Source organism: Sphingopyxis chilensis (assembly GCF_035930445.1).
Classification (GTDB): Bacteria; Pseudomonadota; Alphaproteobacteria; order Sphingomonadales; family Sphingomonadaceae; genus Sphingopyxis; species Sphingopyxis chilensis.
In genome coordinates, this window is sequence record NZ_CP142394.1 from 2,044,753 (window position 1) to 2,070,087 (window position 25,335).

Annotated in this window: 30 protein-coding genes and 3 tRNA genes; 15 read left to right on the forward strand and 18 right to left on the reverse strand. The window is 64.4% G+C overall.

Going from position 1 to position 25,335, the window contains the following annotated elements:
• Nucleotides 1-28: 28 nt before the first annotated feature.
• A complete protein-coding gene (thyA, locus tag VSX79_RS09280; RefSeq protein WP_407697280.1) occupies nt 29-922 on the reverse strand; it encodes a thymidylate synthase in 894 nt (297 codons plus the stop codon).
• 265 nt (nt 923-1,187) lie between these two features.
• On the opposite strand from thyA, the gene VSX79_RS09285 reads away from it, so the two are divergent.
• Nucleotides 1,188-1,535, forward strand: a complete 348-nt coding sequence (locus VSX79_RS09285; RefSeq protein WP_326913201.1) for a JAB domain-containing protein — start codon at nt 1,188-1,190, stop codon at nt 1,533-1,535.
• Nucleotides 1,536-1,642: 107 nt separating this feature from the next.
• A tRNA-Pro gene (locus tag VSX79_RS09290) sits at nt 1,643-1,719 on the forward strand.
• Between the two features lie 182 nt (nt 1,720-1,901).
• Here VSX79_RS09290 and VSX79_RS09295 read toward each other — a convergent pair.
• Nucleotides 1,902-2,723, reverse strand: coding sequence for an N-formylglutamate amidohydrolase (locus VSX79_RS09295; RefSeq protein ID WP_326915245.1), 822 nt, complete (start codon nt 2,721-2,723; stop codon nt 1,902-1,904).
• 193 nt (nt 2,724-2,916) lie between these two features.
• Between VSX79_RS09295 and cpdR the strand changes: the two genes are divergently transcribed.
• Together cpdR and VSX79_RS09305 are read left to right on the forward strand one after the other, a co-directional pair.
• Nucleotides 2,917-3,294, forward strand: a complete 378-nt coding sequence (cpdR, locus tag VSX79_RS09300; protein ID WP_326913202.1) for a cell cycle two-component system response regulator CpdR — start codon at nt 2,917-2,919, stop codon at nt 3,292-3,294.
• 71 nt (nt 3,295-3,365) lie between these two features.
• Nucleotides 3,366-3,440 (forward strand) — tRNA-Val (locus VSX79_RS09305).
• A gap of 43 nt (nt 3,441-3,483) precedes the next feature.
• On the opposite strand, the gene VSX79_RS09310 is transcribed toward VSX79_RS09305, so the two are convergent.
• A complete protein-coding gene (locus tag VSX79_RS09310; RefSeq protein WP_326913203.1) occupies nt 3,484-4,275 on the reverse strand; it encodes an SDR family oxidoreductase in 792 nt (263 codons plus the stop codon).
• Between the two features lie 106 nt (nt 4,276-4,381).
• Here VSX79_RS09310 and VSX79_RS09315 point away from each other — a divergent pair, with 106 nt between their 5' ends.
• From VSX79_RS09315 to VSX79_RS09330, 4 genes are all read left to right on the forward strand, one after another.
• Nucleotides 4,382-5,251, forward strand: a complete 870-nt coding sequence (locus VSX79_RS09315; protein ID WP_326913204.1) for an alpha/beta fold hydrolase — start codon at nt 4,382-4,384, stop codon at nt 5,249-5,251.
• An 85-nt stretch (nt 5,252-5,336) separates the two neighbouring features.
• Nucleotides 5,337-6,023 carry an energy transducer TonB gene (locus tag VSX79_RS09320; protein WP_326913205.1) on the forward strand — a complete coding sequence of 229 codons (687 nt, stop codon included), beginning with the start codon at nt 5,337-5,339 and terminating at the stop codon, nt 6,021-6,023.
• Nucleotides 6,024-6,203: 180 nt separating this feature from the next.
• Nucleotides 6,204-8,504, forward strand: coding sequence for a TonB-dependent receptor (locus VSX79_RS09325; protein WP_326915246.1), 2,301 nt, complete (start codon nt 6,204-6,206; stop codon nt 8,502-8,504).
• 91 nt (nt 8,505-8,595) lie between these two features.
• Nucleotides 8,596-9,279 (forward strand): Fe2+-dependent dioxygenase, encoded by a 684-nt coding sequence (locus VSX79_RS09330; RefSeq protein ID WP_179496058.1) that lies wholly within the window; start codon nt 8,596-8,598, stop codon nt 9,277-9,279.
• Here VSX79_RS09330 and VSX79_RS09335 read toward each other — a convergent pair.
• The 5 genes from VSX79_RS09335 to VSX79_RS09355 all read right to left on the reverse strand — a co-directional run bounded on the left by VSX79_RS09335 (nt 9,276) and on the right by VSX79_RS09355 (nt 12,546).
• Nucleotides 9,276-10,208, reverse strand: coding sequence for an FAD:protein FMN transferase (locus VSX79_RS09335; protein ID WP_326913206.1), 933 nt, complete (start codon nt 10,206-10,208; stop codon nt 9,276-9,278). The genes VSX79_RS09330 and VSX79_RS09335 overlap by 4 nt on opposite strands.
• 26 nt (nt 10,209-10,234) lie before the next feature.
• Nucleotides 10,235-11,068: a DUF4198 domain-containing protein gene (locus VSX79_RS09340; protein ID WP_326913207.1), complete on the reverse strand. Its 834-nt coding sequence runs from the start codon at nt 11,066-11,068 to the stop codon at nt 10,235-10,237.
• 18 nt (nt 11,069-11,086) lie between these two features.
• Nucleotides 11,087-11,617: a DUF2271 domain-containing protein gene (locus VSX79_RS09345; RefSeq protein ID WP_179496056.1), complete on the reverse strand. Its 531-nt coding sequence runs from the start codon at nt 11,615-11,617 to the stop codon at nt 11,087-11,089.
• Between the two features lie 11 nt (nt 11,618-11,628).
• The gene (locus VSX79_RS09350) at nt 11,629-12,273 is read right to left on the reverse strand and encodes a PepSY-associated TM helix domain-containing protein (RefSeq protein ID WP_326913208.1); all 645 of its coding nucleotides are present in this window, start codon (nt 12,271-12,273) and stop codon (nt 11,629-11,631) included.
• A gap of 180 nt (nt 12,274-12,453) precedes the next feature.
• A tRNA-Ser gene (locus VSX79_RS09355) sits at nt 12,454-12,546 on the reverse strand.
• A gap of 244 nt (nt 12,547-12,790) precedes the next feature.
• Between VSX79_RS09355 and VSX79_RS09360 the strand changes: the two genes are divergently transcribed.
• From VSX79_RS09360 to VSX79_RS09370, 3 genes are all read left to right on the forward strand, one after another.
• Entirely contained in the window at nt 12,791-13,570 is a 780-nt protein-coding gene (locus tag VSX79_RS09360) for a DUF1134 domain-containing protein (protein WP_179496054.1), read from the forward strand.
• Between the two features lie 101 nt (nt 13,571-13,671).
• Nucleotides 13,672-14,055: a RidA family protein gene (locus VSX79_RS09365; RefSeq protein WP_179496053.1), complete on the forward strand. Its 384-nt coding sequence runs from the start codon at nt 13,672-13,674 to the stop codon at nt 14,053-14,055.
• A 90-nt stretch (nt 14,056-14,145) separates the two neighbouring features.
• On the forward strand, nt 14,146-14,595 hold the full coding sequence (locus VSX79_RS09370) for a DUF6010 family protein (protein WP_179496052.1): 450 nt from the start codon (nt 14,146-14,148) through the stop codon (nt 14,593-14,595).
• A gap of 15 nt (nt 14,596-14,610) precedes the next feature.
• Here VSX79_RS09370 and VSX79_RS09375 read toward each other — a convergent pair whose 3' ends face one another.
• From VSX79_RS09375 to petA, 4 genes are read right to left on the reverse strand one after another with little or no spacing between them, the layout of a single operon-like run.
• On the reverse strand, nt 14,611-15,165 hold the full coding sequence (locus tag VSX79_RS09375) for an adenine phosphoribosyltransferase (RefSeq protein WP_179496051.1): 555 nt from the start codon (nt 15,163-15,165) through the stop codon (nt 14,611-14,613).
• Nucleotides 15,166-15,193: 28 nt separating this feature from the next.
• Nucleotides 15,194-16,006, reverse strand: coding sequence for a cytochrome c1 (locus VSX79_RS09380; protein ID WP_179496049.1), 813 nt, complete (start codon nt 16,004-16,006; stop codon nt 15,194-15,196).
• Between the two features lie 31 nt (nt 16,007-16,037).
• Nucleotides 16,038-17,324, reverse strand: a complete 1,287-nt coding sequence (locus VSX79_RS09385) for a cytochrome b (protein ID WP_179496047.1) — start codon at nt 17,322-17,324, stop codon at nt 16,038-16,040.
• A 13-nt stretch (nt 17,325-17,337) separates the two neighbouring features.
• Nucleotides 17,338-17,895, reverse strand: coding sequence for a ubiquinol-cytochrome c reductase iron-sulfur subunit (gene petA, locus VSX79_RS09390; RefSeq protein WP_179496045.1), 558 nt, complete (start codon nt 17,893-17,895; stop codon nt 17,338-17,340).
• A 222-nt stretch (nt 17,896-18,117) separates the two neighbouring features.
• Between petA and VSX79_RS09395 the strand changes: the two genes are divergently transcribed.
• Both VSX79_RS09395 and hemF read left to right on the forward strand, forming a co-directional pair.
• Nucleotides 18,118-18,576: a tRNA (cytidine(34)-2'-O)-methyltransferase gene (locus VSX79_RS09395; RefSeq protein ID WP_326913209.1), complete on the forward strand. Its 459-nt coding sequence runs from the start codon at nt 18,118-18,120 to the stop codon at nt 18,574-18,576.
• Nucleotides 18,573-19,433 (forward strand): oxygen-dependent coproporphyrinogen oxidase, encoded by an 861-nt coding sequence (gene hemF, locus VSX79_RS09400; RefSeq protein ID WP_326913210.1) that lies wholly within the window; start codon nt 18,573-18,575, stop codon nt 19,431-19,433. The genes VSX79_RS09395 and hemF overlap by 4 nt, the downstream gene beginning before the upstream one ends.
• 55 nt (nt 19,434-19,488) lie before the next feature.
• Here the strand turns inward: hemF and VSX79_RS09405 are convergent, their stop codons facing one another.
• Nucleotides 19,489-20,370: a hypothetical protein gene (locus VSX79_RS09405; RefSeq protein ID WP_179496039.1), complete on the reverse strand. Its 882-nt coding sequence runs from the start codon at nt 20,368-20,370 to the stop codon at nt 19,489-19,491.
• Nucleotides 20,371-20,482: 112 nt separating this feature from the next.
• Nucleotides 20,483-21,229, reverse strand: a complete 747-nt coding sequence (locus VSX79_RS09410) for a glycerophosphoryl diester phosphodiesterase membrane domain-containing protein (RefSeq protein ID WP_179496037.1) — start codon at nt 21,227-21,229, stop codon at nt 20,483-20,485.
• Nucleotides 21,230-21,362: 133 nt separating this feature from the next.
• On the opposite strand from VSX79_RS09410, the gene lipB reads away from it, so the two are divergent.
• Both lipB and VSX79_RS09420 read left to right on the forward strand, forming a co-directional pair.
• The gene (gene lipB / locus VSX79_RS09415) at nt 21,363-22,016 is read left to right on the forward strand and encodes a lipoyl(octanoyl) transferase LipB (RefSeq protein ID WP_179496035.1); all 654 of its coding nucleotides are present in this window, start codon (nt 21,363-21,365) and stop codon (nt 22,014-22,016) included.
• 10 nt (nt 22,017-22,026) lie between these two features.
• Nucleotides 22,027-22,371 carry a hypothetical protein gene (locus VSX79_RS09420; protein WP_179496033.1) on the forward strand — a complete coding sequence of 115 codons (345 nt, stop codon included), beginning with the start codon at nt 22,027-22,029 and terminating at the stop codon, nt 22,369-22,371.
• A 3-nt stretch (nt 22,372-22,374) separates the two neighbouring features.
• Here the strand turns inward: VSX79_RS09420 and queE are convergent, their stop codons facing one another.
• From queE to hslO, 4 genes are all read right to left on the reverse strand, one after another.
• On the reverse strand, nt 22,375-23,007 hold the full coding sequence (queE, locus tag VSX79_RS09425) for a 7-carboxy-7-deazaguanine synthase (protein ID WP_179496031.1): 633 nt from the start codon (nt 23,005-23,007) through the stop codon (nt 22,375-22,377).
• A 4-nt stretch (nt 23,008-23,011) separates the two neighbouring features.
• Nucleotides 23,012-23,695: a 7-cyano-7-deazaguanine synthase QueC gene (gene queC, locus VSX79_RS09430; RefSeq protein ID WP_179496030.1), complete on the reverse strand. Its 684-nt coding sequence runs from the start codon at nt 23,693-23,695 to the stop codon at nt 23,012-23,014.
• 174 nt (nt 23,696-23,869) lie between these two features.
• Nucleotides 23,870-24,274 (reverse strand): hypothetical protein, encoded by a 405-nt coding sequence (locus VSX79_RS09435; RefSeq protein WP_326913211.1) that lies wholly within the window; start codon nt 24,272-24,274, stop codon nt 23,870-23,872.
• Nucleotides 24,275-24,402: 128 nt separating this feature from the next.
• Nucleotides 24,403-25,326 carry an Hsp33 family molecular chaperone HslO gene (hslO, locus tag VSX79_RS09440; RefSeq protein ID WP_326913212.1) on the reverse strand — a complete coding sequence of 308 codons (924 nt, stop codon included), beginning with the start codon at nt 25,324-25,326 and terminating at the stop codon, nt 24,403-24,405.
• Nucleotides 25,327-25,335: the final 9 nt, after the last annotated feature.

Genomic DNA, 25,335 nt, shown 5'->3' on the forward strand with positions numbered 1-25,335 from the left:
GGATGCCATACGAATGCAACGGCGGCCATCAGACCGCGACGGGCGCAGAAATATGCGCCTGCGGCGCATAATTCTCGACCGCAAAATCCTCGAACCGGTAATCGAAAATGCTCGACGGCCGGCGAAGGATGTGCAGCTTCGGTGCGCCTTCGGGGACGCGCTGCAACTGCTGTTCGACCAGATCGGCGTGATTGAGATAGAGATGGACGTCGCCGCCGGTCCACACCACCTCATGCGCGGTGAGATCGCACACCTCGGCTATCATCCGCGTCAAGAGCGCCGCCTCGAAGATGTTGAATGCAAAGCCGAGACCGAGGTCGCATGATCGTTGGAAGAGCAGGCACGACAGCCCGCCATCGCTGCGGACGTGAAACTGATAGGTCATGTGGCACGGCGGCAGCGCCATCCGGTCGAGATCCGCGACGTTCCAGCCGGTAAAGATATGGCGGCGCGAGCCGGGATTGTTCCTGAGCGAATCGATCAGCGCCGCGATCTGATTATGCCCCTGCTCGGCGCGGCGAAAAAGCCCCTCGCCCGCCGGCTCGTAACGCGGCCAGTTCACCCATTGGTGGCCATAGACGGGCCCGAGATCGCCCCATTTCGCGGCGAATTCTTCGTCGGCGACGATCCGCGCCTCGAAATCCTCGGCGCTGATATCCTCACCGCTCGCCTTGCGGTATTTTTCGAGCGGCCAGTCGGTCCATATCTTCACGCCCTGCGAAACCAGCGACCGGATATTGGTATCGCCGGTCAGGAACCACAGCATCTCGCGCAGCGCGGTCTTCCAATAGACGCGCTTCGTCGTGAGCAACGGGATCGCGTCGTCGGCGAGCGAGAATCGCATCGTTTCACCAAACAGCGACCGCGTGCCGACGCCAGTGCGATCGACGCGTTCGTCGCCCTCGACCCAGATGCGCCGCATCAAATCGAGATATTGAAGTTCATAATGGATGGAATCAGGCAAGACTCACTCCCGGTTTATTCCCATCGTTGCTAGGCCTCGCACCGCGAGCGGACAAGGGAGCAGCCGGCGTGACGCCGCAAAGCCTCCGTTGCGGGGCAGTCGGGCATTGGGAATCGCGCGGCCGGAGCGCATGGGTCCGGAGATGACCCTTTTCGAGCCCGTAGGCAAAACCCCGGAGCCCATCGCGCCGGTCGGATTCGTTCCGTCCCGATCGGAGGATGAGGTGGCGCGCCATTTGTTACGCCCGCTGTTCGAGGATGGCCGCGAAACGCTGCTGCTTGCCGGATTCGACGCGTTCGAGCGTCTCGTCCGTCTCGAATGCGTCGATGGCGATGCAACGGGCCGCTGCGTTATCCCGACGCGAAGCTGGCGGACGTTGCTCGATGGCGGGATCGCAACGGTGATAATGGCCCACAACCACCCGTCGGGCATCGCCCTGCCGAGCGATACCGACATTGGCACGACGCACAATGCCGCGCTTTTTCTGCGGACCTTGGGCATCGACCTGGTCGATCATCTGATTTTCGTGGCGGACGGTCATTTCAGCTTTCGGACTGCCGAAATGCTTTAGTCACAGCAATCCTCTTCGATGTGCCGATTGGCGCTTGAAGTTCGCAGATTGCGCGTCTAGAGGACCGCCCTGCCTTCGCGGCGACCCTGGTCGGCGCGCAGATCGGTCGGGGAGTAGCTCAGCCTGGTAGAGCACTGTCTTCGGGAGGCAGGGGCCGGAGGTTCGAATCCTCTCTCCCCGACCAATTTCCTGTAAATTGCAGATTCTGCATCGTCACTTCTTGTAAGTCGGCGAACAAGTCCCTAAATTCATCCTACGCCGCCGTGGTTTTCCCCCTTTCCATCGCGGCGAGTGTCCCGTCAGCTTTGGCGCGGACGCGTCCTCCCTGGACCCTGGCCACCTCGTACTACGGTACGAGGTGGTTTTTTATTCGGCGGCTTGCGGGAATATTTCGTTGCCGGGCCGCGCCTGTCCCAGGTCGCCGACAAGGTCAGCGAACCAGCGCGCGAGTCGTCCGATCCGCGCCGTATCGGGCAGGCGCTCGACCGACAGGTAGAGGCTACGATCGATTTCGATCTGCACGGCATGGATCGCATCGGCCGGCTGGCCGTGCGTGCGGATGATATGCCCGCCCGAATAGGGCTGGTTGCGCGTCACGACTTCGCCCAGACGCCCCGCCGACGCTACCACCATATCGATCAGCCATGCGCCCGCGCTGCCGCCGAAGCGGTCGCCGACCACGATTCGGGCGCCATGGCCCGGCTGCCCGGCCGGGATCGAGGGCATCGAGTGCAGATCGATCAGGATCGCGTGCCCGAAGCGGTCCCGAGCCTCCACCAGAACCTCGGTGAGCGCGTCATGATAGGGCCGGTGGAAGGATTCGAGCCGCCAATGCAACGCGGCGCTGTCGATCGGCCGCTTCCACAAAGGGCCGCAATCGAACAGTCGCGTCGGGACAACGCCCAGCCCTGCCCGCTCCTTGCGCCCTGGCGCGGAAAATTGCGCGCGCAACGACATCGCGACCTCGCCGGGTGCCATCTGCCCCTCGCCGCGGTTGAGGTCGGCGACCGCGCGTGCCCACAGCGCCTCCACGACAACGGCCCCCGCACCGGTTGCCCCGGCCGCCAGCAGATCGCACCATCCATCCTCGAGCCGCTCGAGTTGCGATTGCTCGACGCGCGCCGCGGCGAGTATCTCGGGCGGATAGATGCGTCCCGCGTGCGGCACCGACACCACGACCGGCCCCATCACCCGGGGCCGGTTGACAGCGATGGCGGCAGGCGGGATGCTACGGGACTGCATCGCTTACGGGTGGCAAAAAAAGCGCGACGAATCCAGCGTCGCGCGTCAATTTGTTAAATCTCTGACGCTATATCGGATATGGATTAGAAGGCGCGGCCAAGCGGAACCGGCGGCGCCGAAGACCGGGAACAGATTTCGAATGATACGCATATTGCTGGCCGAAGACGACGATGTGATGCGCGAATATCTTGCGCGCGCGCTGACGACTGGCGGTTATCACGTCACCTCGGTCGACCGCGGGACCGCGGCGGTCCCCTATATCGATTCGGGCACCTTCGACCTCCTGCTCTCGGATATCGTCATGCCCGAAATGGACGGGATCGAACTCGCGCAGCATACGGCGAAGGTGGCCCCGCAGACGCAGGTCATGTTCATTACCGGCTTTGCCGCCGTGTCGCTGCGGGCCGAGGAAAATGTGCCGCAGGCGAAGCTGCTCTCGAAGCCCTTCCACCTCAAGGATCTGGTGCGCGAAGTCGACAATATGTTCGGCCGCGCCGACCAGTCGCACCAACAATAGCGTGCATCTTTTTCGCGAAGGGCTTGCCAAGCCGCGCGGAGCCGATTAGGGGGCGCGTCACCCCAAGGGATGGGCGTGTAGCTCAGTGGTAGAGCACTGTGTTGACATCGCAGGGGTCGCAAGTTCAATCCTTGCCACGCCCACCATTAAAAACGCCGCCGCCCCAACGGGTTGGCGGCGTTTTTGCGTTCAGGCCATGCCCTTCATCAAATCACCGCGCGACGCATCGCCGATCTGGCTGCCGCCATCGCAGTCGAGGATCGTGCCGGTAATGTAGCCCGCAGCGGGCGAGCAAAGGAACACCGCCGATTCGGCGACCTCCTCGATCTTGCCCCAGCGTTTCATCGCGATCCGGTCGTAATGCGCCTGTCGCGTCGCGGCATCGGGCGCGAGGCGTTTCATGCCCTCCGTGTCGGCGATCGGCCCCGGCGAAATGCCGTTCACCCGCACCTCGGGTCCCCATTCGAGCGCGAGCACGCGAATCAACTGGTTGATCCCTGCCTTCGCGGCGCAGGCGTGGGCCTGCAGCGCCGACGCGTTGACCGCCTGCCCCGCCGTGATCGCGATAAGCGACGCGCCCGGCCGATTGAGCAGGTCGTGACAGCCGCGGAACACGTTGAAGGTGCCGTTGAGATCGATATCGACGACCGTGCGAAACGCATTGGCCGACATGCCCAGCACCGGCGCGAGGAAATTGCCTGCGGCACCCGAAATCACGATATCCATTGGACCGAAGGCGTCCGCCACACGCTGCATCACACCGCGGATCGCGTCATAATCGCGCACATCGCCCGACAGGCCGAGCGCGCCGCTGCCGATTTCCGCCGCCGCGCGCGCCGCCTTGTCGGGATCGCGTCCGGCCACCGCGACCTTCGCGCCGAGTTCGGCGAAGCGCTTCGCGATGCCCAGATTGATGCCGCTCGTGCCGCCTGCGACGAAGGCCGTCTTTCCCGCCAGCAGATTATCCCGAAATGTCGACATCGCGCTCGCCCTCTCTCTCGCTGTGGATGGCGATCCGGACGATCCGGGGTTGACGGATCGGAACCAGTCGCCTTTTGAAACTGGAACAGACAGCAAGGACGAACCGATGGCAAGTGCCGGCCCCACCTCGAACAGCTTCATCTCGCAGCGGCTGAAGCTGCATTATGTCGATTGGGGCAACCGGGGCGCGCCGCCGTTACTGCTCGTCCATGGGGGGCGCGACCATTGCCGTAACTGGGACTGGGTCGCCGAAAAGCTGAAGGGCCGCTATCATATCATCGCGCCGGATTTGCGTGGACATGGCGACAGCGCCTGGTCGCCCGACGGCAATTACGACATGGACGGTTTCGTCTATGACCTCGCGCAGCTGATCCATCAGCTTGACCTCGGCCCGATCTCGATCGTCGCGCATTCGATGGGCGGCAATATCGCATTGCGCTATACGGGCCTCTATCCGGACAATGTCCACAAGCTCGTCGCGATCGAGGGGCTCGGTCCTTCGCCCAAGGTCATCGCCGAGCGCGCGAAAACCGGCTATGCCGAGCGTTTCCGCAAATGGATCGACGACAAGCGTCAGGCCGCAGGGCGCACCCCGCGCCGCTACGCAACGCTCGACGACGCGCTGGCGCGGATGATGGGCGAGAACAGCTATCTGACCGAGGCGCAGGCGCGGCACCTCACGATCCACGGCATCAGCCGCAACGAGGACGGCACGTGGAGCTGGAAATTCGACAATTACCTCAACGTCTGGCCCGCCTTCGACATGCCGCACGCCGATATCGCCGCGTTGTGGGGTGCGATCACCTGCCCCACCCTGCTCCTATATGGCGCGAACAGCTGGGCCTCGAACCCCGAGAAGGACGGGCGGCTCGAGCATTTCAACACCGCGAAGGTGATCGAGTTCGAAAATGCCGGCCACTGGCTGCACCACGACCAGTTCGACCGGTTCATGTCCACGCTAGACGAATTCCTTTAGACCCGTCGCCGGTTGCGCGCTGCGGCGCGCGATGAGAGGCGGCGCGATGGCGTATACGGGGAAGGTATCGACAAGGCAGCGGGCATTGGCCGGCGCAAGCGCGCTGACGATCGTCGTTGCGGTCGGTTTCGGCCTTGCGAGCGGCCTCGACCTCAGCCTCGTTCGCAAGGCGAGCGAAGCGATCACGACGATCGCGATCCCCGCACCGCAGCAGCCGCGCTCACAGGCTCGGCCAGCGAAGACACCAAGCGAAAAGGCCAGCGGCAAGGCGTCGGCCATCAACAAGAAGGCCTCGGCCGCATCGGTTGCCGCGCCGCCGCCCAAGCTGCCACCGGTCATCCCACCCGTCGCGGCCGCGCCGAACCCCGGCGCAGGGAGCGATGCGTCGGCGGGCGCCGCACCGAACTCCGGACCGGGATCGGGAGCAGGCGGGCGCGGCGACGGCACCGGTGCCGGCGGCGCAGGAAGCGGCACCGGCGGCGGCACCAGGGCCGTGTGGCGGAGCGGCGCGATCCGTGACCGCGATTATCCGCGCGAAGCAAGCCGCGCGAGGGCGGGCGGCGAAGTCGAGGTGCGGTTCACGATTGAAGCCAGCGGCCGCGTCAGCGGCTGCCGCGTGACGCGATCAAGCGGCGATGCGTCGCTGGACCGGACGACCTGTGCCCTGATCGAGGCGCGCTTTCGCTTCAAGCCTGCGACCGATGCCGCGGGCGACCCGATCGCGAGCCAATATGGCTGGCGGCAGACGTGGTGGCTCGAACCGCCGCGCTAGTTCGCGCATCCTGCAATCGCCAACTTATCGCGAATGCCTCGCAATATTATTTGACTCTGCGATTAACTCGCAATAGCGGCGCCTCATCCATAACAAAAAGGGGTAAGAGCCGTGAAGCCAACGACGTCCGCCACTTTCCTGGCGCTCTCCTGCGTCGGCAGCCTGATCAGCACTGCGGCCATGGCGGCCGATACGGGTGCCGACGCGTCTTCCGAACAGCAGTCCGAGCGCGAACGCCGCGACGAACGCGAGCAGATCATCGTCACCGGGCAGCATTATCAGACGCAGCAGGAATCGCCGAAATCGACGCGTCCGGTGCGCGACACGCCGCAAACGGTGACCGTTATCACTGGCGAGACGATCGAGCAGCAGAATCTGCTGACGCTGCGCGACATGCTCTCGACGGTCCCCGGCATCACCTTTGGCGCAGCCGAAGGCGGCTCACCGCCCGCCGATTCGATCAACTTCCGCGGCTATTCGGCGGGCAGCGACATCACGCAGGACGGCGTGCGCGACAGCGCCGCCTATAACCGGTCGGATTCGTTCAACCTCGAACAGCTCGAAATCGTCAACGGCGCCAATTCGGTGCAGAGTGGCGCCGGATCGGTCGGCGGATCGATCAACATCGTCACCAAGCGCCCGCTCGACGAGACGCGCGTCGTCGGCACCGCGGGCATCGGCACCGACAATTATTACCGCGGCACGGTCGACGCGAACCTCCGCGTCAACGACCTGATCGCGGTGCGGCTCAACGCGATGGCGCACAAGAATGACGTGCCAGGACGCGATGTCGATAACTACAAGCGTTGGGGCGTCGCGCCGTCGATCAGCATCGGCATGGCGGGACCGACCAAGCTGACGCTGCAATATCTGCATCAGGAAGACGACAATATCCCGCAATATGGCGTGCCCTATTACGATGGCCTGATCCCGGGCGTCCACCGCAGCGATTATTTCGGTTACCGCAATGTCGATCGACAGGAAATCACGGTCGATCAGGCGACCGCGATCGTCGAACATGAATTCAGCGACAACTGGTCGATCCGCAATCTGGCGCGCTGGCAGAAGGTCAGCCAGCTGACCGTCGTGGGCCCGCCGCAAGGCACTTATTGCCTTTCGACCGGTGTGACGCCGCGAGGCGACAGCTGCACGATCAACGTCAACGGCTTCGGCAGCTTCACCGTGCCCGACGGCTATTATTACATCGGCGGCCCGCGCGGGACGCTCCGCGATTCGACGAACGAGCTGATGTACGACCAGGTCGACCTGCGCGGCACGTTCAACACCGGCGCGATCGAACATACGCTCGTTGTCGGCGCCTCGGCATTGTGGGAGAAATATACGCTCAACAACGGCAATGCGCTGCGCAACGCCGACGGCACGCCCTTCTATAGCCGCTATCCGCTGGTCAACATCGCCAACCCGAACGAGGTGGTCGTCGGCCCCGCGCTCCCCGACGGCTTCTCTTATGGCAGCAATGTCTATGAAGGGCCGGTCAATTTCACCTACACCGGCCGCCAGCGCGGCGAGGTCGACAATTATTCACTCTATCTGTTCGACGCGATGAAGCTCGGCAAGTTCGAACTCAACGGCGGTGTCCGTTATGAAAAGAGCAGCGGATCGAACCGCAACGGCTTGGGCATCACGACCCCGACCGAGTATAGCGACAACCTCTTTTCCTATCGCATCGGACTCGTTTACAAACCGGTCGAGGCCGTCACCCTCTATGCCGCCTACGGCAATTCCAAGACGCCCTCGCAGGCGTCGGTCAACGGCAGTTGTTCAGAGGCCGCAACCAACGGCAATTGCAACGTCAAACCGGAAAGCGCGAAGAATTACGAGATCGGCGTGAAGGCCGAGGTCGCGGGCGGCCGCCTGCTGCTGAGCGCCGCGGCGTTCCGCAACGAGCGCGACAGCTATCGCGTCAATTCGGGCGATCCGACGCTGCCCGATCAGGTGCTCGACGGCCATTCGCGCGTCGACGGCATCGCGCTGAGCGCCGTCGGGCAGATCCTTCCCGGCTGGTCGATCACCGCCAACTATACCTATCTCGACAGCGAGATTTTGCAGTCGGTGTCCGATTACTGCCTCGCCAATCCCGGCGAAGGCGCCTGCACCAACTCGCCCGCCTTCCCCGATCCGGTCGCCGGCGCGCGGATCCAGGACACACCCAAACATTCGGGCAGCCTGTTCACCACCTATGAACTGCCGTTCGGGCTGAAGATCGGATATGGAGCGACCTATCAGGGCAAATTCACCTTTAACCTGCCGACGGCAACGGCCGATCCGGAGCTGTTCCAGTCGGACGATTACTGGGTTCACAACGCCTATCTGGCCTATGATTTCACCGACCGGATTTCGGCACAGCTCAACGTGAAGAATTTCACCGACAAGCTCTATTTCACCCGCATCCGCAACAATGGCTGGGCGACCCCCGGCGACGCGCGGTCTGCGGTGCTGACCCTGACGGTCGGGCTTTAACGAACCTTGCCGGGAGCGGCCCGGCGCCGCTCCCGGCATTGATCCCCGGCACAAGCTGTGGCAGCGCCGGAGGGTAAGGAACACACTACCGATGCTGATTGCCGTTCCCGACCTGCTCTCCCCAGCCGAAGTGGCGGACATCCGCGCGATCATCGATGCCGCCGAATGGATCGACGGCAATGCGACGTCGGGCCACCAGTCGGCGCTCGCCAAGCAGAACGAGCAATTGCCCGAGGATGGCGAGGCCGCCAAGCAGGCGGGGCGAATGATCCTCGAAGCACTCGGCCGCTCCCCGATCTTCTTCGCCTCGGCACTTCCGCTCAAAATCTACCCGCCGCTGTTCAATCGTTACGGGGCCGGGCAGCTATTCGACACGCATGTCGATAATGCGATCCGCCTCAAGCGCGGCAGCGATTTCCGCATCCGCAGCGACCTGTCGATCACCGTCTTCCTCGAAGCGCCCGAGGATTACGACGGCGGCGAATTGCTGATCGAGGATCATTATGGCGTCCAGCGCGTCAAACTGTCCGCCGGTCACGCGGTCGTCTATCCCTCGTCGAGCCTGCATCGCGTCACGCCGATCACGCGCGGGCGGCGCGTCGCCTCCTTCTTCTGGCTGCAATCGATGGTCCGCGATGCCGAGAAGCGCCGGACATTGTTCGACCTCGATCGCGCAGTGCAGCGGCTGACCGGCGAACTCGGCGGCAAGGACCGCTCGGTGATCGAACTCACCGGCGTCTATCACAATCTGCTGCGGCTCTGGGCGGACAGTTAATCCAGCATCGCGCGCCACGCGCGCGAGACATATTCGCGGTCGCCCGCGACCACGCACGCGGCCAGTTCCTGCTTATCGGCCAACGCTATCGCTGCTTCGGGGCCCAGCACGGTCAACGCCGTCGCCCAGCCGTCGGCGATCATGCAGCTGCGGTGCAGTACCGTCACCGATGCGACGCCGTTGACGATGGGGCGTCCGGTCGCGGGATCGAAGCTGTGCGAATAATGCTGACCACCCGCGCTGAAGCCCCGCCGATAATTGCCCGAGGTCGCCACCGACAGGTCGTGCAGCGCGATGCGCCACGGCGCGAGCGATGCCGTCGGCGGCATTTCGACATCGACCCACCAGGGCTGTCCGTCTGGACGGATCCCCTCCCCGCGCAGTTCGCCGCCGAGTTCGAGCAGAAAGTGGCGCACGCCGACGTCGAGCAGCCAGTCGGCGGCAAGGTCGACGGCATAGCCCTTGGCGATCCCCGAGAGGTCGAGCGCCGCGCCTTCGCCGCGCCGGATGCGCCGCGTCGCGCGATCGAAATCGATCGTCCTTGCGGCGGACGCGCTGGTCGGGGGCGGCGCACTATCGACAGCCCCCGCGCTGCCGAAGCCCCATGCTTCGGTCAGGCGGCCGAGGCCCGCGTCGAAAGCGCCGCCACTGGCGCGCGCGATTCGAAGCGCCGCCTTCACGACATGGGCGAGTTCGTCCGGCACCTCGCGCCATACGCCGGCGCGCGCGCGATTGAAGCGCGAGAGATCGGATTCCGCTTCCCACTGGCTCATCTGTTCGACGACGAGAGCAAGCGCCGCCTCGACGCCGTGCAGGGTCGAGGCGGGCGGCGCCACCGCCTGCAGCGACCAGCTCGTCCCCATGCTCTCGCCGACGAAGCGTTCGATCCCTGCCCGCGCGTCGCACCCGGCGAAGGCGGCAAGCGTCAACGCGCGAGGGATCAATATGCGGTCGGTCAGGGCGCGAGCACCTCGAGCGTCGTGACATAGCTCGCACGGCGCTGCGGCCCTGCCGGTGCCGCGGCGCCTTCTTCGCGCGCCGTACGCGGCGTCGTGACGTTCAGCCAATAGAGGCCGGGGCCCGTCCAATTGATCTCGACCTTGCCGTCGCTACCCGTCTGAAGTTCCATCTGGCCGAGCTGGTCGCGATAACGGATGCCGCCGGGGATCACCGTGACGGGCAGGCCCGCCGCGGGCTTGCCGTCGAGCACGAACTGGAACGTCGCCGCCTCGCCCGCGATCAGGTCGTTCGGATGCGTGACAGGGACCAGCTCGATCCCCTTCCCCGTCGGTTGGAACAGCGTCACGGTCGGCTCGCCGACGGTCACGAAAATCTCGTTGCGATTGTTCGCTTCGGCGGTCCGCACATTGGTCGCGCCCGCGGGGATACGCTCGGCGAGGTTCGCGGTCGTCGTGCCGCGCGGCAGGCGCTCGGTCTTGCCGTTCAGGTCATAGCTGCCCATCACGCCGTCGGATACCGACGCGATCCGCCACGTCCCCTTCTGCGTCAGATGGACGTCGAAGGTGCTGCGATAGCGCCCGGTCGCCTTGTTCTCGATCGCCGCCTCGCTGCCGTCAGGCGCCCATGCCTTCAGCGCGTCGAGGCGCATCGGATGATGTTCGAAGTAGAAAAGATCGTTCGATATCGCGGCGTCGACCGTGACCCAGACATCGTCGCCCGACAGAACGGTCGACGACGGCAGCATCCACTGACGGTGCGCCGATGCCGGGACGGTGGCGATCGCGGCAAGCGCCGCCCCCGCTGCGAAGCCCCAAAAACCCTTGTTCATCACCCTGTCCTTTCCTGCTTAACGGAAGGAAACCGAGACGGCCCCCAATTCACTTTTTCCCGCGGCGCGTCCGCCCGCTCCGGCCTTTGCGGGCCAGGTAAAGGGGATACGCAGAAGTTCGCGGCCACCCACTTCGCGGGCCGCCTCGATCACCAGCATGTACTGGCCGGGCGCGGACGCGCCGAGCTGCGCGCGCGTGAAGGAGATTTTGTGCGCGCCCGGTGCGCGCGTCGCGCCGGTGATCCCGTTCGCGGGGAAAGTCATCGAACGGCCCGCGGCGCGCCACCACTGGCGCACGTCGCGAAGCCACTTCGTGCCTTCGTTCGCCTTCATGTCGTAATCGTACCAGACCGCCACGGTCCTCGGCTTCGCGCCCTCCTTCTCGACCCAGATCGCGACATAGGGCTTGTGATATTCGGCGACCTTCAGCCGCGGAATATTGACCGCGACGTCCATCGTCCCCGGCGCGGCGGCAAATAAGGGCGCGGTGAGTATGGCACCAAGGCCGATCGTCCCGCCGACGATGCGCGCTGGGGTGGTAAGCTGCATGAAGGGTCTCCCTAGTGGATGAAGATGGTCGCGATGGCGGCGGGAATCGCGAGCCCCAGCCCGACCAGCGGCCAGGTGCTCCGGCGCTTCGCCGAATGAAGCTGGAGCAGGAACAGGCCAGTGACCGCGAAAACGAGGCAGGCGAGCGCGAAGACGTCGATGAACAGGCTCCACGCGCCACCCGAATTGCGACCCTTGTGGAGATCGTTGAGGTAGGAAATCCAGCCGCGGCTGGTGACCTCGCTCGTCGCCTTGCCGGTCGCCAGATCGATCGCGACCCACGCGTCGCCGCCAGGACGCGGCGCGGGCAGATAGACTTCGTCGGCCGACCATTCGGCCTCAGCGGACGCTTTGACGGGAAAGCGCTCCTCGACCCAGGCGGCAACGGCGGTCGGCAACGGCGCCTTTTCAGCCGCGGGAACGGCCGCCTTCAGCGCCGTGAGCATGGTCGGCGGCATCGTCGCCGCCGCTTCGGTGACCACCGGCGCAGCTTCGATATCCGCCGCGTGGTTGAGCGTGAAGCCGGTGATCGCGAACAGGAGCAGGCCGATCAGGCTGACGGCCGAGCTCATCCAGTGCCACATATGCAGCTGTTTCAGCCAAAAGGCGTTCCGGCTCTTCCGGGCCGCCGGGCGTTGGGATGTCGGTGCGTGCATCGAAGGTTTCTGCGGCGGGTTCCGGAGGAGCGGGATGCGAGCGGCATTATCGCGAACGATTCTCAATTACAATAAAATTTGTGAACCACGCGAAAAATGCCGCGCGCGCGGCAGCGGCCGGGCGAACGCATGGCCGGCAGGCAGCGGCGGCCTATGGTTTTCGATCGAAAGGGAAGTAGGTGGCGGAGACGGAGGGATTCGAACCCTCGGTACCGGATTTACCAGTACGACGGTTTAGCAAACCGTTGGTTTCAGCCACTCACCCACGTCTCCGCATGGTCTGCCGCGCTAACGGCAGGTTTGGCCTAGGCGGGTCGCTATAGCCATGCGCCTCGCGCCCCGCAACGGCAAAGATTGTTCAATTTTATGGGCCTTGCGCGCATTTCGTCGCTCGAATGATTCGGTCCGGCGTAAATTCGACTCAGGTCATCGCCCGTTCATTGCCCCCGCGTCAAAGCGAGTCATGATTAACGTAGATTTCGGCGCAAAGGTGCCGCTCGATTTTTGGGGGTCCAATATGCGGAAGACGTTCACCAGCCTTGCTCTTGCAGCCTTGGCCTCGCTCGGACTTGCATTGACGCCGCTGCCGGCGGCGGCGCAGATGCGCGAGATCGATCCCAGCAACACGCAAATCGACTCCGATCTCGACAGTCCCGCACCGCCTGCGACAACAAGCGATCCCTACAGCGAGCCGTCGTATGACAGCGACCTTGCGACCGGCGACCAACAGACGAGCGAAACGCCGGTCGACGGCGGCACGACGAGCGGCGACACCGCCGATATGACCGCCACCAGCGTCGCCACCGACGATGGCTCGACCTATAAGCAGGACGACCTGATCGGTGCGGCGGAAGGTGTGTTCGGCAAGGGCGCACAGGGTCTCGCGGGATTGATCGAGGATATCCTCAAGAAGCAGGGCGAACCCAACGCCTATATCGTTGGCCGCGAAGCTGGCGGCGCGCTCGTCCTCGGCGTGCGCTACGGTTCGGGCACGCTGCACCACAAGATCGAGGGCGAGCTGCCCGCTTATTGGACCGGCCCGTCGATCGGTTTCGACGCGGGCGCGAACGCCGGCAACACCTTCGTCCTCGTTTACAATCTGTTCGACAGCGAGGATCTCTACAAACGCTATCCTGCGGGCGAAGGCGCCGCCTATCTAGTCGGAGGCTTCAACGCGAGCTACCTGCGCCGCGGCGACGTCGTGCTGATCCCGATCCGGGTCGGCGTCGGCGCACGGCTCGGCGCCAACGTCGGCTATATGAAGTTCCGCAAAAAGCAGAATTGGGTACCCTTCTGAGAATTGGCCCGTTTGCCACGGGGGCGACAGCCCGCGCTTCGGCGCGGGCTTTTTCTTTGTGCGGATGATATCGGGGACCGCCCCATCCGGAGATCGACGACATGACATCGAAGCCCGCCAGTGACCCGCACTATTCGCCCTTCACGGTCGGCGGCGGCCTGATCTTCGTCTCGGGCCAGCTTCCTCTGCGGCCGGGCCGCGATTCATCGCTGGCGGATGCACCGTTCAAGGCACAGGTCGAGCAAACATTGTCGAACCTCGAAAACGTCCTGCATCAGGCCGGTGCCGACCTTTCACAGGTGATCAAGACGACCGTCTATCTCAGCAGCATTGCCGACTGGGATGAACTGGACATCCTGTACCGGCAATTCTTCGGCGAAACGCGACCCGCCCGAAGCGTTGTCCCCACCGGCCCGCTCCATTTCGGATTCCGTATCGAGATCGAGGCTATCGCGCTCTCGGCCAAGGCCCAGGCATCCGGATAATACCCCCGGCGACGGACGCCCCTGACTGTGATATCAAGAGAGCGACTTTGACGTGCCGGCCCGCCGCACGCAACCAGTCGGGGAGGCATTATGTCGGTCGAACCCTTGCATCATGACCGCCGGCTTTCGCCGTTCGAGCGGAGCCCGATCCTGACCGGGGTGGCCGTCGGCGTTGCCTCGCTGCTCCCACACGCATTCCTGTCGGCGCAGGCATCGCTCGCTTTCGCCGCGATTCTGATCGCGTTGATTGCCGGTATCTATTTCGGGTTTGCCGTCGTGAACGGATCGCCCCGCGACCAGCTTGTCGAATTCAACGTCACCGGCGCCTTCGCCATTGCGGGGCTGCTCGGCTTGCTGCACTGGCCCCTCCTGTTGCCGCTTGCCTATTTCGGCCACGCCGCGTGGGATTTCGCGCATCACCGTCGCGCGCATCTGCCGCTCGTGGCGATCCCGCAGTGGTATGTGCCTTGGTGCGTCGTCATCGACGTCATCGTCGGGACCGGCTTGCTGTTGATCTGGCGAAACCACGGCCTGATCTAAAATGCGCCGAAGCGCCTAGTCGCCGTCGAAGGCGATCAGCGTTTCGCAAGCCAGTCCGGCTGCATCGAGCCGCTGCGACCCGCCAAGATCGGGCAGATCGATCACGAACAGCGCCGCCGCCACCTCGGCACCGACGCTGCGCATCAGCGCTGCGGTGGCGAGGATCGTGCCGCCGGTCGCGAGCAGGTCATCAACGAGGATGACGCGATGCCCCGGCAGCACCGCGCCATCATGGAGTTCGAGGCGATCGACGCCATATTCGAGTTCGTAATCCACGCCGATCGTCACGCCGGGCAGCTTGCCCGCCTTGCGTACCGGAACGACGCCAAGACCCATGGCGGTCGCCATCGCGGCGCCGAACAGAAAACCGCGCGCCTCGACCGCGACGATGAGATCGGGGCGGTAGGCCGCGGCGCGCGCGCTCAGCCGGCGCACGCTCTCGCTGAAACCGGCGGCATCGCCGATCAGCGTCGTGATATCGCGAAACTGGATGCCCGGCTTTGGAAAGTCCGGGATCGTGCGGACGAGTGACGCGAGGTCGAGGTCCGGCTGGGGCGGGAGGGCGATCATGACGTCACAATCGCCCTGCCCCCGTTTCTCAATGCTTCTTGTCGGCCCAGATGTTCCGGTACGACAGATAGGTCAGTACAGTGAAGATCAGCAGGAAGAAGAACACCGCATAACCGACCTGGATGCGTTTGATCAGCTTCGGTTCGGCGGTCCAGACGAGGAATGCGGTCACGTCCTTCGACATCTGGTCGACGGTCGCCTGGGTGCCATCGGCATAGGTGACCTGGTTCGGAGCCAGCGGCGGGGCCATCGCGAGGTTGAGGTTCGCGAAATAGGGGTTGTAGTGCAGCCCCGTGCCCGGCTTCAGCTCGGCCGGCAGGTTCGCCGGCGGGTTCTGGAACCCGGTCAGCAGCGAATAGACATAGTCCTTGCCGCCTTCGCGCGCCTTGGTGATCAGCGAAAGGTCGGGCGGCAGCGCATTGTTGTTCGCGGCGCGCGCGGCGACTTCGTTCGCGTAGGGCGACGGGAAATAATCCGACGGCAGGCCATCGCGCGTCGCCGGTTCACCCGTGTCAGGGTTGATCGACGGGACCTGGAAGCCCCTGGCGAAAGTCTTGATCTGCCCTTCGGTGTATCCGAGGTCCGCAATGTCGCGGAAGGCGACGAGGTGCAGGCCGTGGCAGGCCGAGCAGACTTCCTTGTACACCTGCATCCCGCGTTGCAGCTGCGCCTTGTCCCAATGCGGCAGCAGGATGCCATCGCTGGCGAGCTTCAGATGCTTGGGGTGCTTGTGAAACTCGTGCGCGACATTGGGTTCATTCTTGAGCGGCGTCGTGAAGATCGCGAGCACCAGCGCGGTAATGAAACCGAGACCGACGAGAAAACCGAGCGGACGAACCATGGCTGTATCAGCTCCTATTAAAGTCCGGCGCTCAGGCCGTTGCCGAAGCCGACGCGGTGTCGGTGGCGTGTTTGGCGAGGACCGCTTCGGTGATCGAATTCGGCATCGGAAGCGGGCGTTCAATCCGCGACACGATCGGCAGGATCACCAGGAAGTGCGCGAAATAATAGATCGCACCCAGCTGGCTGAGGATCACCCACGGCTGTTCGGCGGGCTGCATGCCGCACCAGCCGAGGAGCAGTACGTCGGCGACGAGGACCCAGAAGAAGATGCGGTACAGCGGGCGATAGTTCGACGACTTGACCGGCGAGCTGTCGAGCCAGGGCAGGAAGAACAGCAGCGCGATCGAAGCGAACATCGCGATGACGCCCCACAGCTTCGCGTCGATCCACAGGAAGTTGAAGGTGAAGGCCTTCAGGATCGCGTAAAAGGGCAGGAAATACCATTCGGGAACGATATGCGCGGGCGTCGAAAGCGAGTTTGCCGGAATATAATTGTCGGCATGGCCGAGCGTGTTCGGGCTGAAGAAGGTCAGCGCGACAAACACGAGCAGGAAGACGCCGACGCCGAAGCCGTCCTTCGCGGTGTAATAGGGGTGGAACGGGACGGTGTCCTGTTCGTCCTTCACCTCGATGCCCGTCGGGTTCGACGAACCCGGGATGTGCAGCGCCCAGATGTGCAGGATGATGACACCCAGGATCACGAACGGCAGCAGATAGTGCAGCGAGAAGAAGCGGTTGAGCGTCGCGTTGTCGGGAACGAAGCCGCCAAGCAGCCATTCGCGCACCGGCTCGCCGACGAGCGGGATCGCAGAGAAGAAGCCGGTGATCACCTGCGCGCCCCAGAAGCTCATCTGGCCCCAGGGAAGCACATAGCCCATGAAGGCGGTCGCCATCATCAGGAGGAAGATCACGACGCCGAGCAGCCACACCATTTCGCGCGGCGCCTTGTACGAACCGTAATAAAGGCCGCGGAAGATGTGGAGATACACGACGATGAAGAACATGCTCGCGCCGTTCATATGCGCGTAGCGGATGAACCAGCCGGCATTCACGTCGCGCATGATATGCTCGACCGAATTGAACGCGACGTCCGCATTGGCAGCATAGTGCATCGCCAGAACGATACCGGTGATGATCTGGATCATCAGCGCGGCGCCGGCGAGGACGCCGAAGTTCCAGAAATAGTTGAGGTTGCGCGGAACCGGATAGCCGGGTCCCGTGGCGTTGTAGACCAGCCGAGGGATCGGCAGCTTCTCGTCCATCCACTTCATCAGCGGATGTTGCGGCTCATAGGGCTTGGCCCAGGGAAAGCTCATCTTATCTCGCTCCTCAGCCGATCGTCACGACGGTATCGCTGGTGAATTCATAGGGCGGCACGACCAGATTCTTGGGTGCCGGCCCCTTACGGATGCGCGCCGCGGTGTCATAGTGCGAACCGTGGCACGGGCAGAAATAACCGCCATAATCGCCACGATTCTCACCCTCGGCGGCGCCGAGCGGCACGCAACCGAGATGCGTGCAGACGCCGAGCGTGATCAGCCAGTTTTCCTTGCCGGGCTTGGTACGCTGGTCGATCGTTTCGGGGTCGCGCAGGTCGCCCATCGGGACGGCCTTGGCTTCGGCGATTTCCTTGGCAACGAGGTTGCGCACGAACACGGGTTGCTTGCGCCAGCTCGTCTTGATCGCCTGACCGGGTTGAATCGCCGAAATGTCGATTTCGGTCGACGACAGCGCGAGCACGTCGGCCGACGGGTTCATCTGGTTGAGCAGCGGCAGCACCACCGCCACCGCACCGACACCAGCGAAACTCACTGCCGCAATATTGATGAAATCCCGGCGGCGTACGCCATCTTCGATACCGGCGTTGAGTTCAGTTTCACTGGCCATTCGATTGCCCTTGTATGGGTGAACCACAAAGATTCTCGAAGGAATGACCGCCCCTGTTGCACGCGCACGAAAGCGCACAACCCGGCGGCCCCTCCGGGAATTGCGGGCCTGATAGCCGCACTGTCCGGGCTTGCCAACAGGCAATTTCCGCTTCCGTCACCTGCCCGCCCCGACACGGACAAGTCTCTCGATTCGCGGCGCCTTCGCCTTTATGGCGGCAGCATGGAAATCGCGCTGTTTCAACCCGACATCGCCGGCAATGTCGGCACCATATTACGCACCGCCGCCTGTTTCGGCGCGCCGGCGCATATTATCGAACCGTGCGGCTTCCCCTTTGGCGACGCGGCGCTGAAGCGCGCAGGCATGGATTACGCGGTGCGCGCGAATGTTCGCAGACACCCGGACTGGGACGCGTTCCGCCATTGGTCGCAGATCGGCGGACAGCGCGTCGTCCTGCTCACAACCGCGGGCGCGACGCCGCTTCCCGATTTCGAGTTCGGCCTTGGCGATGTCCTGCTGTTCGGATCGGAGAGCGCGGGCGTGCCGCACCATGTCCACGATGCGGCCGCCGCACGGATCGCGATTCCGATGCAACCCGGCTTTCGATCCTTGAATGTCGCGGTCGCGGCTGGCATCGCGCTCGCCGAGGCGCTCAGGCAAACGAAAGGCTTTCCGGCATGACCCCGCTCGACCCGCAGCAACAGACGGCACGCGACTGGTTCGAATCGCTCCGCGACCGGATCTGCGCCGAATTCGAGGCGATCGAGGCCGAGGCGGGCAGCGACGCGCGCTTTGCCTATACCCCGTGGGATCGCGATGCCGACGGGATCGAACCGGGCGAAGGCGGCGGCGGTGTCCGCGGGGTGATGACGGGCCAGGTCTTCGAAAAGGTCGGCGTCAACGTCTCGACCGTCGGTGGCCAGTTCGCGCCCGAATTCGCCACGTCGATCCACGGCGCGGCCGAAGATCCGAGTTTCTTTGCCACCGGGATCAGCCTTGTCGCCCATATGGCGAATCCGCACGTCCCGGCCGTCCACATGAACACGCGCTTCCTCGCGACGACGCGGCGCTGGTTCGGCGGCGGCGCCGACCTCAATCCGCCGATCCCCTATGCCGAAGACACCGACGCCTTTCACGCGCGGCTGCGCGCCGCCTGCGCGCCCTTTGGCCCCGACGTCTATGAACGCTATGCCAAATGGGCCGAGGATTATTTCTACATCCCCCACCGCGGCGTCCACCGCGGCGTCGGTGGCATCTTCTACGACCATCTCGAATGCGGCGACGATGCCGAGTATGACCGCAATTTCCAGCTGACGCAGGCGGTCGGCGAGGCTTTCCTCGACATCTTTCCGCAGATCGTGCGCCGCCGCATGGGCCTGCCCTTCACCGAGGCCGAGCGCGACGCGCAGCTGATCTGGCGCGGCCGCTATGCCGAATTCAACCTCGTCTACGACCGCGGAACGCTGTTCGGGCTCAAGACCGGGGGCAATATCGACGCGATCCTGATGAGCCTGCCGCCGCTCGCAAAATGGGCCTGATGCGAAAAGGGCGCCCCGTTTCCGGAGCGCCCTCTCGCCAAGTTCATACGTCCGATCAGGCGAAGACGTCGCCCGATGCGCGCGGCGCGATGGCGCGATAGACGCCGACCGGCATCGAAAAGGAGATCATGATGATCGGCAGATAGACGAGCGCCGCCATCACGATCATCGTCAGCATCGCGCCGACGACCGAACCGCCCGCGACCGCGCCGAGAATGCCGCCGAATATCATCCCCGCGACCAGCGCGTAGACGAACAGGCCGATCGTGAAGAGCAGATAGAAGCCGACGATCACCCACTGCGAAGGGCCGGTGAGCCGCCACGATTCGCTCAGACCCGTGACCGGATTTCGCGTCAGCCGCTCGGCCATCACCGGCCCGGCGACCATGAAGCGGCCCTGCACCCACAGGAGGAAAACAATCACCGCGATATAGACGAGCACCATCAAGAGGATCGCCCCGCCGCCGATCGCGCCGGCACCGCCCGATTCCAGCGCCGCGGGAGACAAGCCACCCATTCCGCCGAGCGCCGCGCCGAAGATCAGCGTCAGGATGAACATGACGATGAAGATGACGATATAGGCCGCGATCATGATCACGATCATGCCAAATGCCAGCGCCGGTCCGGCCTGAAACGCCCAGGCGAAATTCGGCGCCTCGCCGGGGTGCATGCCACCACGCCAGATCAGCATCGACACGCCGTAGAAGATTACCGCGGCCACCAGCGCGAACAGGCTGATCTTGCCGAATGCCCCCATGATGAGCGAAGGGTCATTGGGCGACATCGCCATCGCCGCAAAGGTCGATCCGAGGAACAGATAGCCAAGCAGACCGACGACGACGAGCGCACCGCCCACCCACATCAGCATCTGCATCCAATTGGCCTTCAGAAACGCGAAGGTTTCGGAAAAAGCCGCTCCGATACTCATTTTCGTCATGTCACTTCCCCCTGCTTGTCAAAACCTGCTCTTCACTCCGTCCAAGGTTGGGCGAAGGCCGACCGGCTTCGCCCCGATTGCGACCCATTCTTTGTTGCTGCGGGTTTGCCTGTCACTGAAACACGTCGGACGAGGTCCGTAGCGCGAGCTGGCGATAGGCCGCGGCCGATACGGCGATCGACACCAGACTACCGATCGCGCCGAACGCGGCTTCGACGAAGCCCCCCATCATGCGACCGATACCCGGCTCGCTGCCAAAGATCACCGCGACGATCCCGCCGACGATCAGCGCCGCGATCACGATCACGATGCCGACAAGGAACAGGAAAAAGAAGACCGCCCAGCCGTTGTCGCGGGTCAGCTCCCAACTCGTCCGGATCGCCTCGAAAGGGTTGTAGATGCGGCGATCGGCGATCGCCGGTGTCACGAGCGCGAGCCGCCCGATCAGGTAGATACCGGGAACGATCAGCAGGACGAGACCGAAACCGATCGCGATTCCGCACAGGATCTGGACCGCAATCATCGTCGGGAAGAGCATGAGGCCGAAGGTCAGCGCCTCGCCGACGCTGATTCCCGCCCGCGAAAGCCAGAGCCGCAGGATTGCCGCGGTTCCGATCAAGGTGCAGAGCGCGATGACCAGCTGGCCGGGGATCATCTGGCGAAAGCTTTCGCGAAATGTTGCCACGACCTGGTTGAAATCGGCGCCCGCGGGCGGCTCGATCGGTACCGGGCCGAACCAGGCGAAGGCGAGCGCCGGCAGGAAGAGGAATACGCCCGCGATCGTCCCGACGAGCGCCGTGTGCGATCTCAAAAGCTGCAACGTGTCGTCCCACGCCGCGCCCATATCGAATTTTACCATTGATACCCCGTCATTTTTTGGTTCCCCGTTGCGTCCGAAGGTGACGATCTTCGGCGCGTCTGTCCAGCCCTGTCGGTCATACGCGCCGGGGGGTCTTGCACCGAAGGCCGCGGCGCGCCAGATAGCCGGCGCAATGACCTCCCTTCCCGCGCCCGAATGGACGATAAGCCCCGGCCTGACCGACTATGATACGGCGCTCGCCGACATGGAAGCGCGCGCGGCCGCGATCCAAGCCGACGCGGGCGGCGAACATATCTGGCTGCTCGAGCATCCGCCGCTCTATACGGCGGGGACGAGCGCCGATCCCGCCGAGCTGCTGAACCCGCAATTCCCCGTTTACGACGCGGGGCGCGGCGGGCGTTACACCTATCATGGCCCGGGCCAGCGCGTCGGCTATGTCCAGCTCGACCTGACGCGGCGCGGGCGCGACGTGCGCGCCTATGTCTCGGCGCTCGAAGGCTGGGTGATCGACGCGCTCGCGCTGCTGGACGTCGCGGCAAGGCGCGCCGACGGCCGCATCGGCATCTGGACCGACGACGCAGAGGGTCGCGAGGCCAAGATCGGCGCGATCGGCGTGCGCGTGAAGCGCTGGGTGACGATGCACGGCTTTTCGCTCAACGTCGCGCCCGACCTCGCGCATTTCGGCGGGATCGTGCCGTGCGGCATCGCCGAATTTCCGGTGACCAGCCTCGCCGCGCTCGGCAAGGCGGCGACCTTCGCCGACGTCGATGCGGCGCTCGTGCAGACGCTGCCCGCCTTTCTCGACAAGCTCGGGCCGACAGACTAGGAACCCTGCCATGACCCGCATATTCCTCGCCTCGCTCTCCCTGCTCGCCTTGACCGCCTGCGGCGGGGGCGACAGCACCGGCAAATCGACGACCAAGCTCGACGCGGTCGAGGTCCAGCCCGGATCGATCAGCGATTCGATGATCATCCTCGACGATGTGGCGAGCGACGGCACCGCGATCGACAACAGCATTCCCGACGATGGAACGAAGAAGGACGCGCCCAAGCCCGAAGAGGCTAGCGAGAGCGACGATGCCGCCGACGAAAGCGATGCCGGCGACAATCCCGAGGCGGTCGACATGCCGGCCGCGAAAAAGGCGCTGACCGCCGACGCGCCCTCAAAAAAGGGCGAATAAGCCCTAACGCAAACCCAGATGCTTGTGCGTCTGGAGCGACAGGCGCCAGCGCGGATCGGCCATCACCAGATCGATGCACGCCTGCACATTGGCGGCGGCGTCCACGTCGTCGAGCGGCTGGACGAGCAGATGCCCGAAATCGAGATCCGCGAGCCGCGCGACGTCGCTGCCCGGCTGCGGCCAGACGAGCTTCAGTTCGTCGCCGCTCAGTTGGACCAGATCGCTGCCCGCCTTCGGGCTGACGCAGATCCAGTCGATGCTGCGCGGAATCGGCAGGGTGCCGTTGCTTTCGATCGCGATGGTGAAGCCGCGATCGTGCAGCGCGCCGATCAGCGCGTCATCGACCTGCAGCATCGGCTCGCCGCCGGTCAGCACTACATAGCGGTCTTCGCCGCCCGCACCCCAACTTTCGGCGATGGCATCGGCGAGCGTCGCAGCGGTCTTGTATTTGCCGCCCAGCGTCCCGTCGGTGCCGACGAAATCGGTGTCGCAGAACTGGCAGATCGCCTTGGCGCGATCCTTTTCACGCCCCGTCCAGAGATTGCAGCCGGCGAAGCGGCAGAACACAGCGCGGCGCCCCGCCTGTGCCCCTTCCCCCTGCAGCGTGAGGAAAATCTCTTTGACCGCGTAGACCATCGGATCAGGCGTAGCACGTCGGGTCGGCGAGCCCGGCGTCGGCGAAGCCCTTGCTGCGCAGGCGGCAGCTGTCGCACGACCCGCAGTGCAGCCCTTCCGGGGTGGGGTCGTAGCACGACCAGCTCATCCCGGCGTCCATGCCCAGCCGCGCCGCTTCGGCGGCGATATCGGCCTTCGTCATATGCTGGAGCGGCGCGTGGATGCGGAACTCGACGCCCTTGTCGCCGTCGCGGGTCGCCAGCGCCGCAAGCTTTTCAAAGCCCTGGATGAATTCGGGCCGGCAGTCGGGATAGCCCGAATAATCGAGTGCATTGACCCCGATGACGATGTCCTGCGCAGCCCGTGCCTCGGCGAGCCCGAGCGTCAGCGACAGGAAGATGAGGTTGCGCGCGGGGACATAGGTGACCGGGACATCGTCGCCGACCCCGTCCTTCGGCACGTCGATATCGGCCGTCAGCGCCGAACCGCCAAAGCGGCGGAGATCGAGCGGCAGGACGATATGCTCGGCGGCACCGACATATTCGGCGATGCGCGCGGCGGATTCGAGCTCGACGCGATGGCGCTGGTTATAGTCGATCGTCAGCGCGACGATCCGCGCGCCCGCCTCGCGCGCGAGGCCCGCGCAGACCATCGAGTCGAGCCCGCCCGACAGGAGGACGATCACGCTTTTTCCGGAAACTTGCTGCATCGGCGCCAGATAGGCCCGCGCCGCCGGGGGCGCAAGGGTCGCGCCGCATCAAAGAAACGGGCCGCGAGGCGGTCGCCGCACGGCCCAGTTCGGCATGACAGCCGTTAGGGAGAATGGCACACATCGATATGCCATGGCCCTGTTGTAACGGCGGATGGTTAATATCTGGTTTGTTCAGCAGCCGCCCGTGCGCCGCGCCTCGATCGCCTGCGAGAAGGGCCTGCCCTCGGCAATGCCCTGCGTATCGATCTGGACGAGCCGGTTGGTTTCGCTGCGGATCGTCGTGCGGCCATGCCCGGCACCGGGGCAAGTATAATGGACGGTCACCGAATTGGGCGTATCCTCGATCACATAGCGCGAACAGGTCGCGCCGGGGTGATAGACCTGGATCATCCGCCGCGCGTCGCCGACGCAGATCGTCTGGACGACCGCGTCCTTGCCGCGTTCGCGCAGCTGCCAACTCCCCTTTTCGAGCCGGTCGAGCATCGCCAGCGACGGCGCCTGCGCCGGCACCGCGGTTGCGCCCGCAAGGCCGAGCGCCAGTAAGGAATATCGAACGAAGGGAGAGAAGATCGCCATTTTCACCTGTCCACTGGCCGCCCGCGCGGTCTGGAAGCGACCCGGTCGCCTATAGCTAACAACGCCGCAGCGGCATTTCAACCGCTTGGCGCTGGATTACCCCGTTTCGTCGTCTGTTCAGGCCGATGCTATTCGCTGCGATCGTGGGACGCGATCTCTTCGAGCGGGATCGGGAAGAAGCGCGAGCAAAAGGCGCAGTCGACGACGACCCGGCCGTCATCGTCGGCCATTTCGGCGCGTTCGGTCTCGGGGAATTGCGCGAGAACGCCAGCGAAATAGCCGGCGCTGCACCGGCACCCGCGCGACACCGTCACGCCCGGCTCGACACGCACCTCATCCTCGTGAAACAGCCGCCATGCCAGCGTCTCGAGCGAGGTCGCGGGATCGGTGAGTTCCTCGGCCTTGAGCGTGACCGCGATCGCCTTGGCATGTTCCCATTCGGGACTGTCATGCCGCACATGGAGGCGGTCGCGGCCGACCTCGCCTTCGGGCAGGTGCTGGAGGAGCAATCCGCCGGCAAGGCAGCCCGCTTCGGGATCGTGACGCGCCGCGAGCTTGATCAGGCTCGGAATCTGTTCCGACTGTTCGAAATAATGCTCGGCCGCCTCGCCGATCGACGTGCCTTCGAGCGGGACGATGCCCTGATAGCGTTCGCCGGTGGTGGCCTGGTCGAAGGTGATCGCAAGAAAGCCTTCGCCGAACAGCGCGAACAGCGTCGGATCGGCCCCGACCTCGGCCAGCCGCTCGGCATCGAACTTGAGATAGCCGCGCAGCTCACCGCCGCGATAGTCGCAGACGAGCAGTTCGACCGGCCCGCCGCCGGTCTGCGCCTGCAAGGTCAACTGCCCGTTCTCGTCCTTGAGCGTCGAGCCGAGCAGCACGGTGAGCACCAGCGCCTCTGCCAGCAGTTTTTCGGCGACCGGCGGATAATTGTGCGCGCCGATGATCGTCTGGAGCGTCGGCCCGAGCCGCACCAGCCGTCCGCGCACATGGCGCTCGGCGATGGTGAACAGCAGGGGCTGGTCGAACCAGGTTTCGATGGTCTCGCTCACGTCATAAAG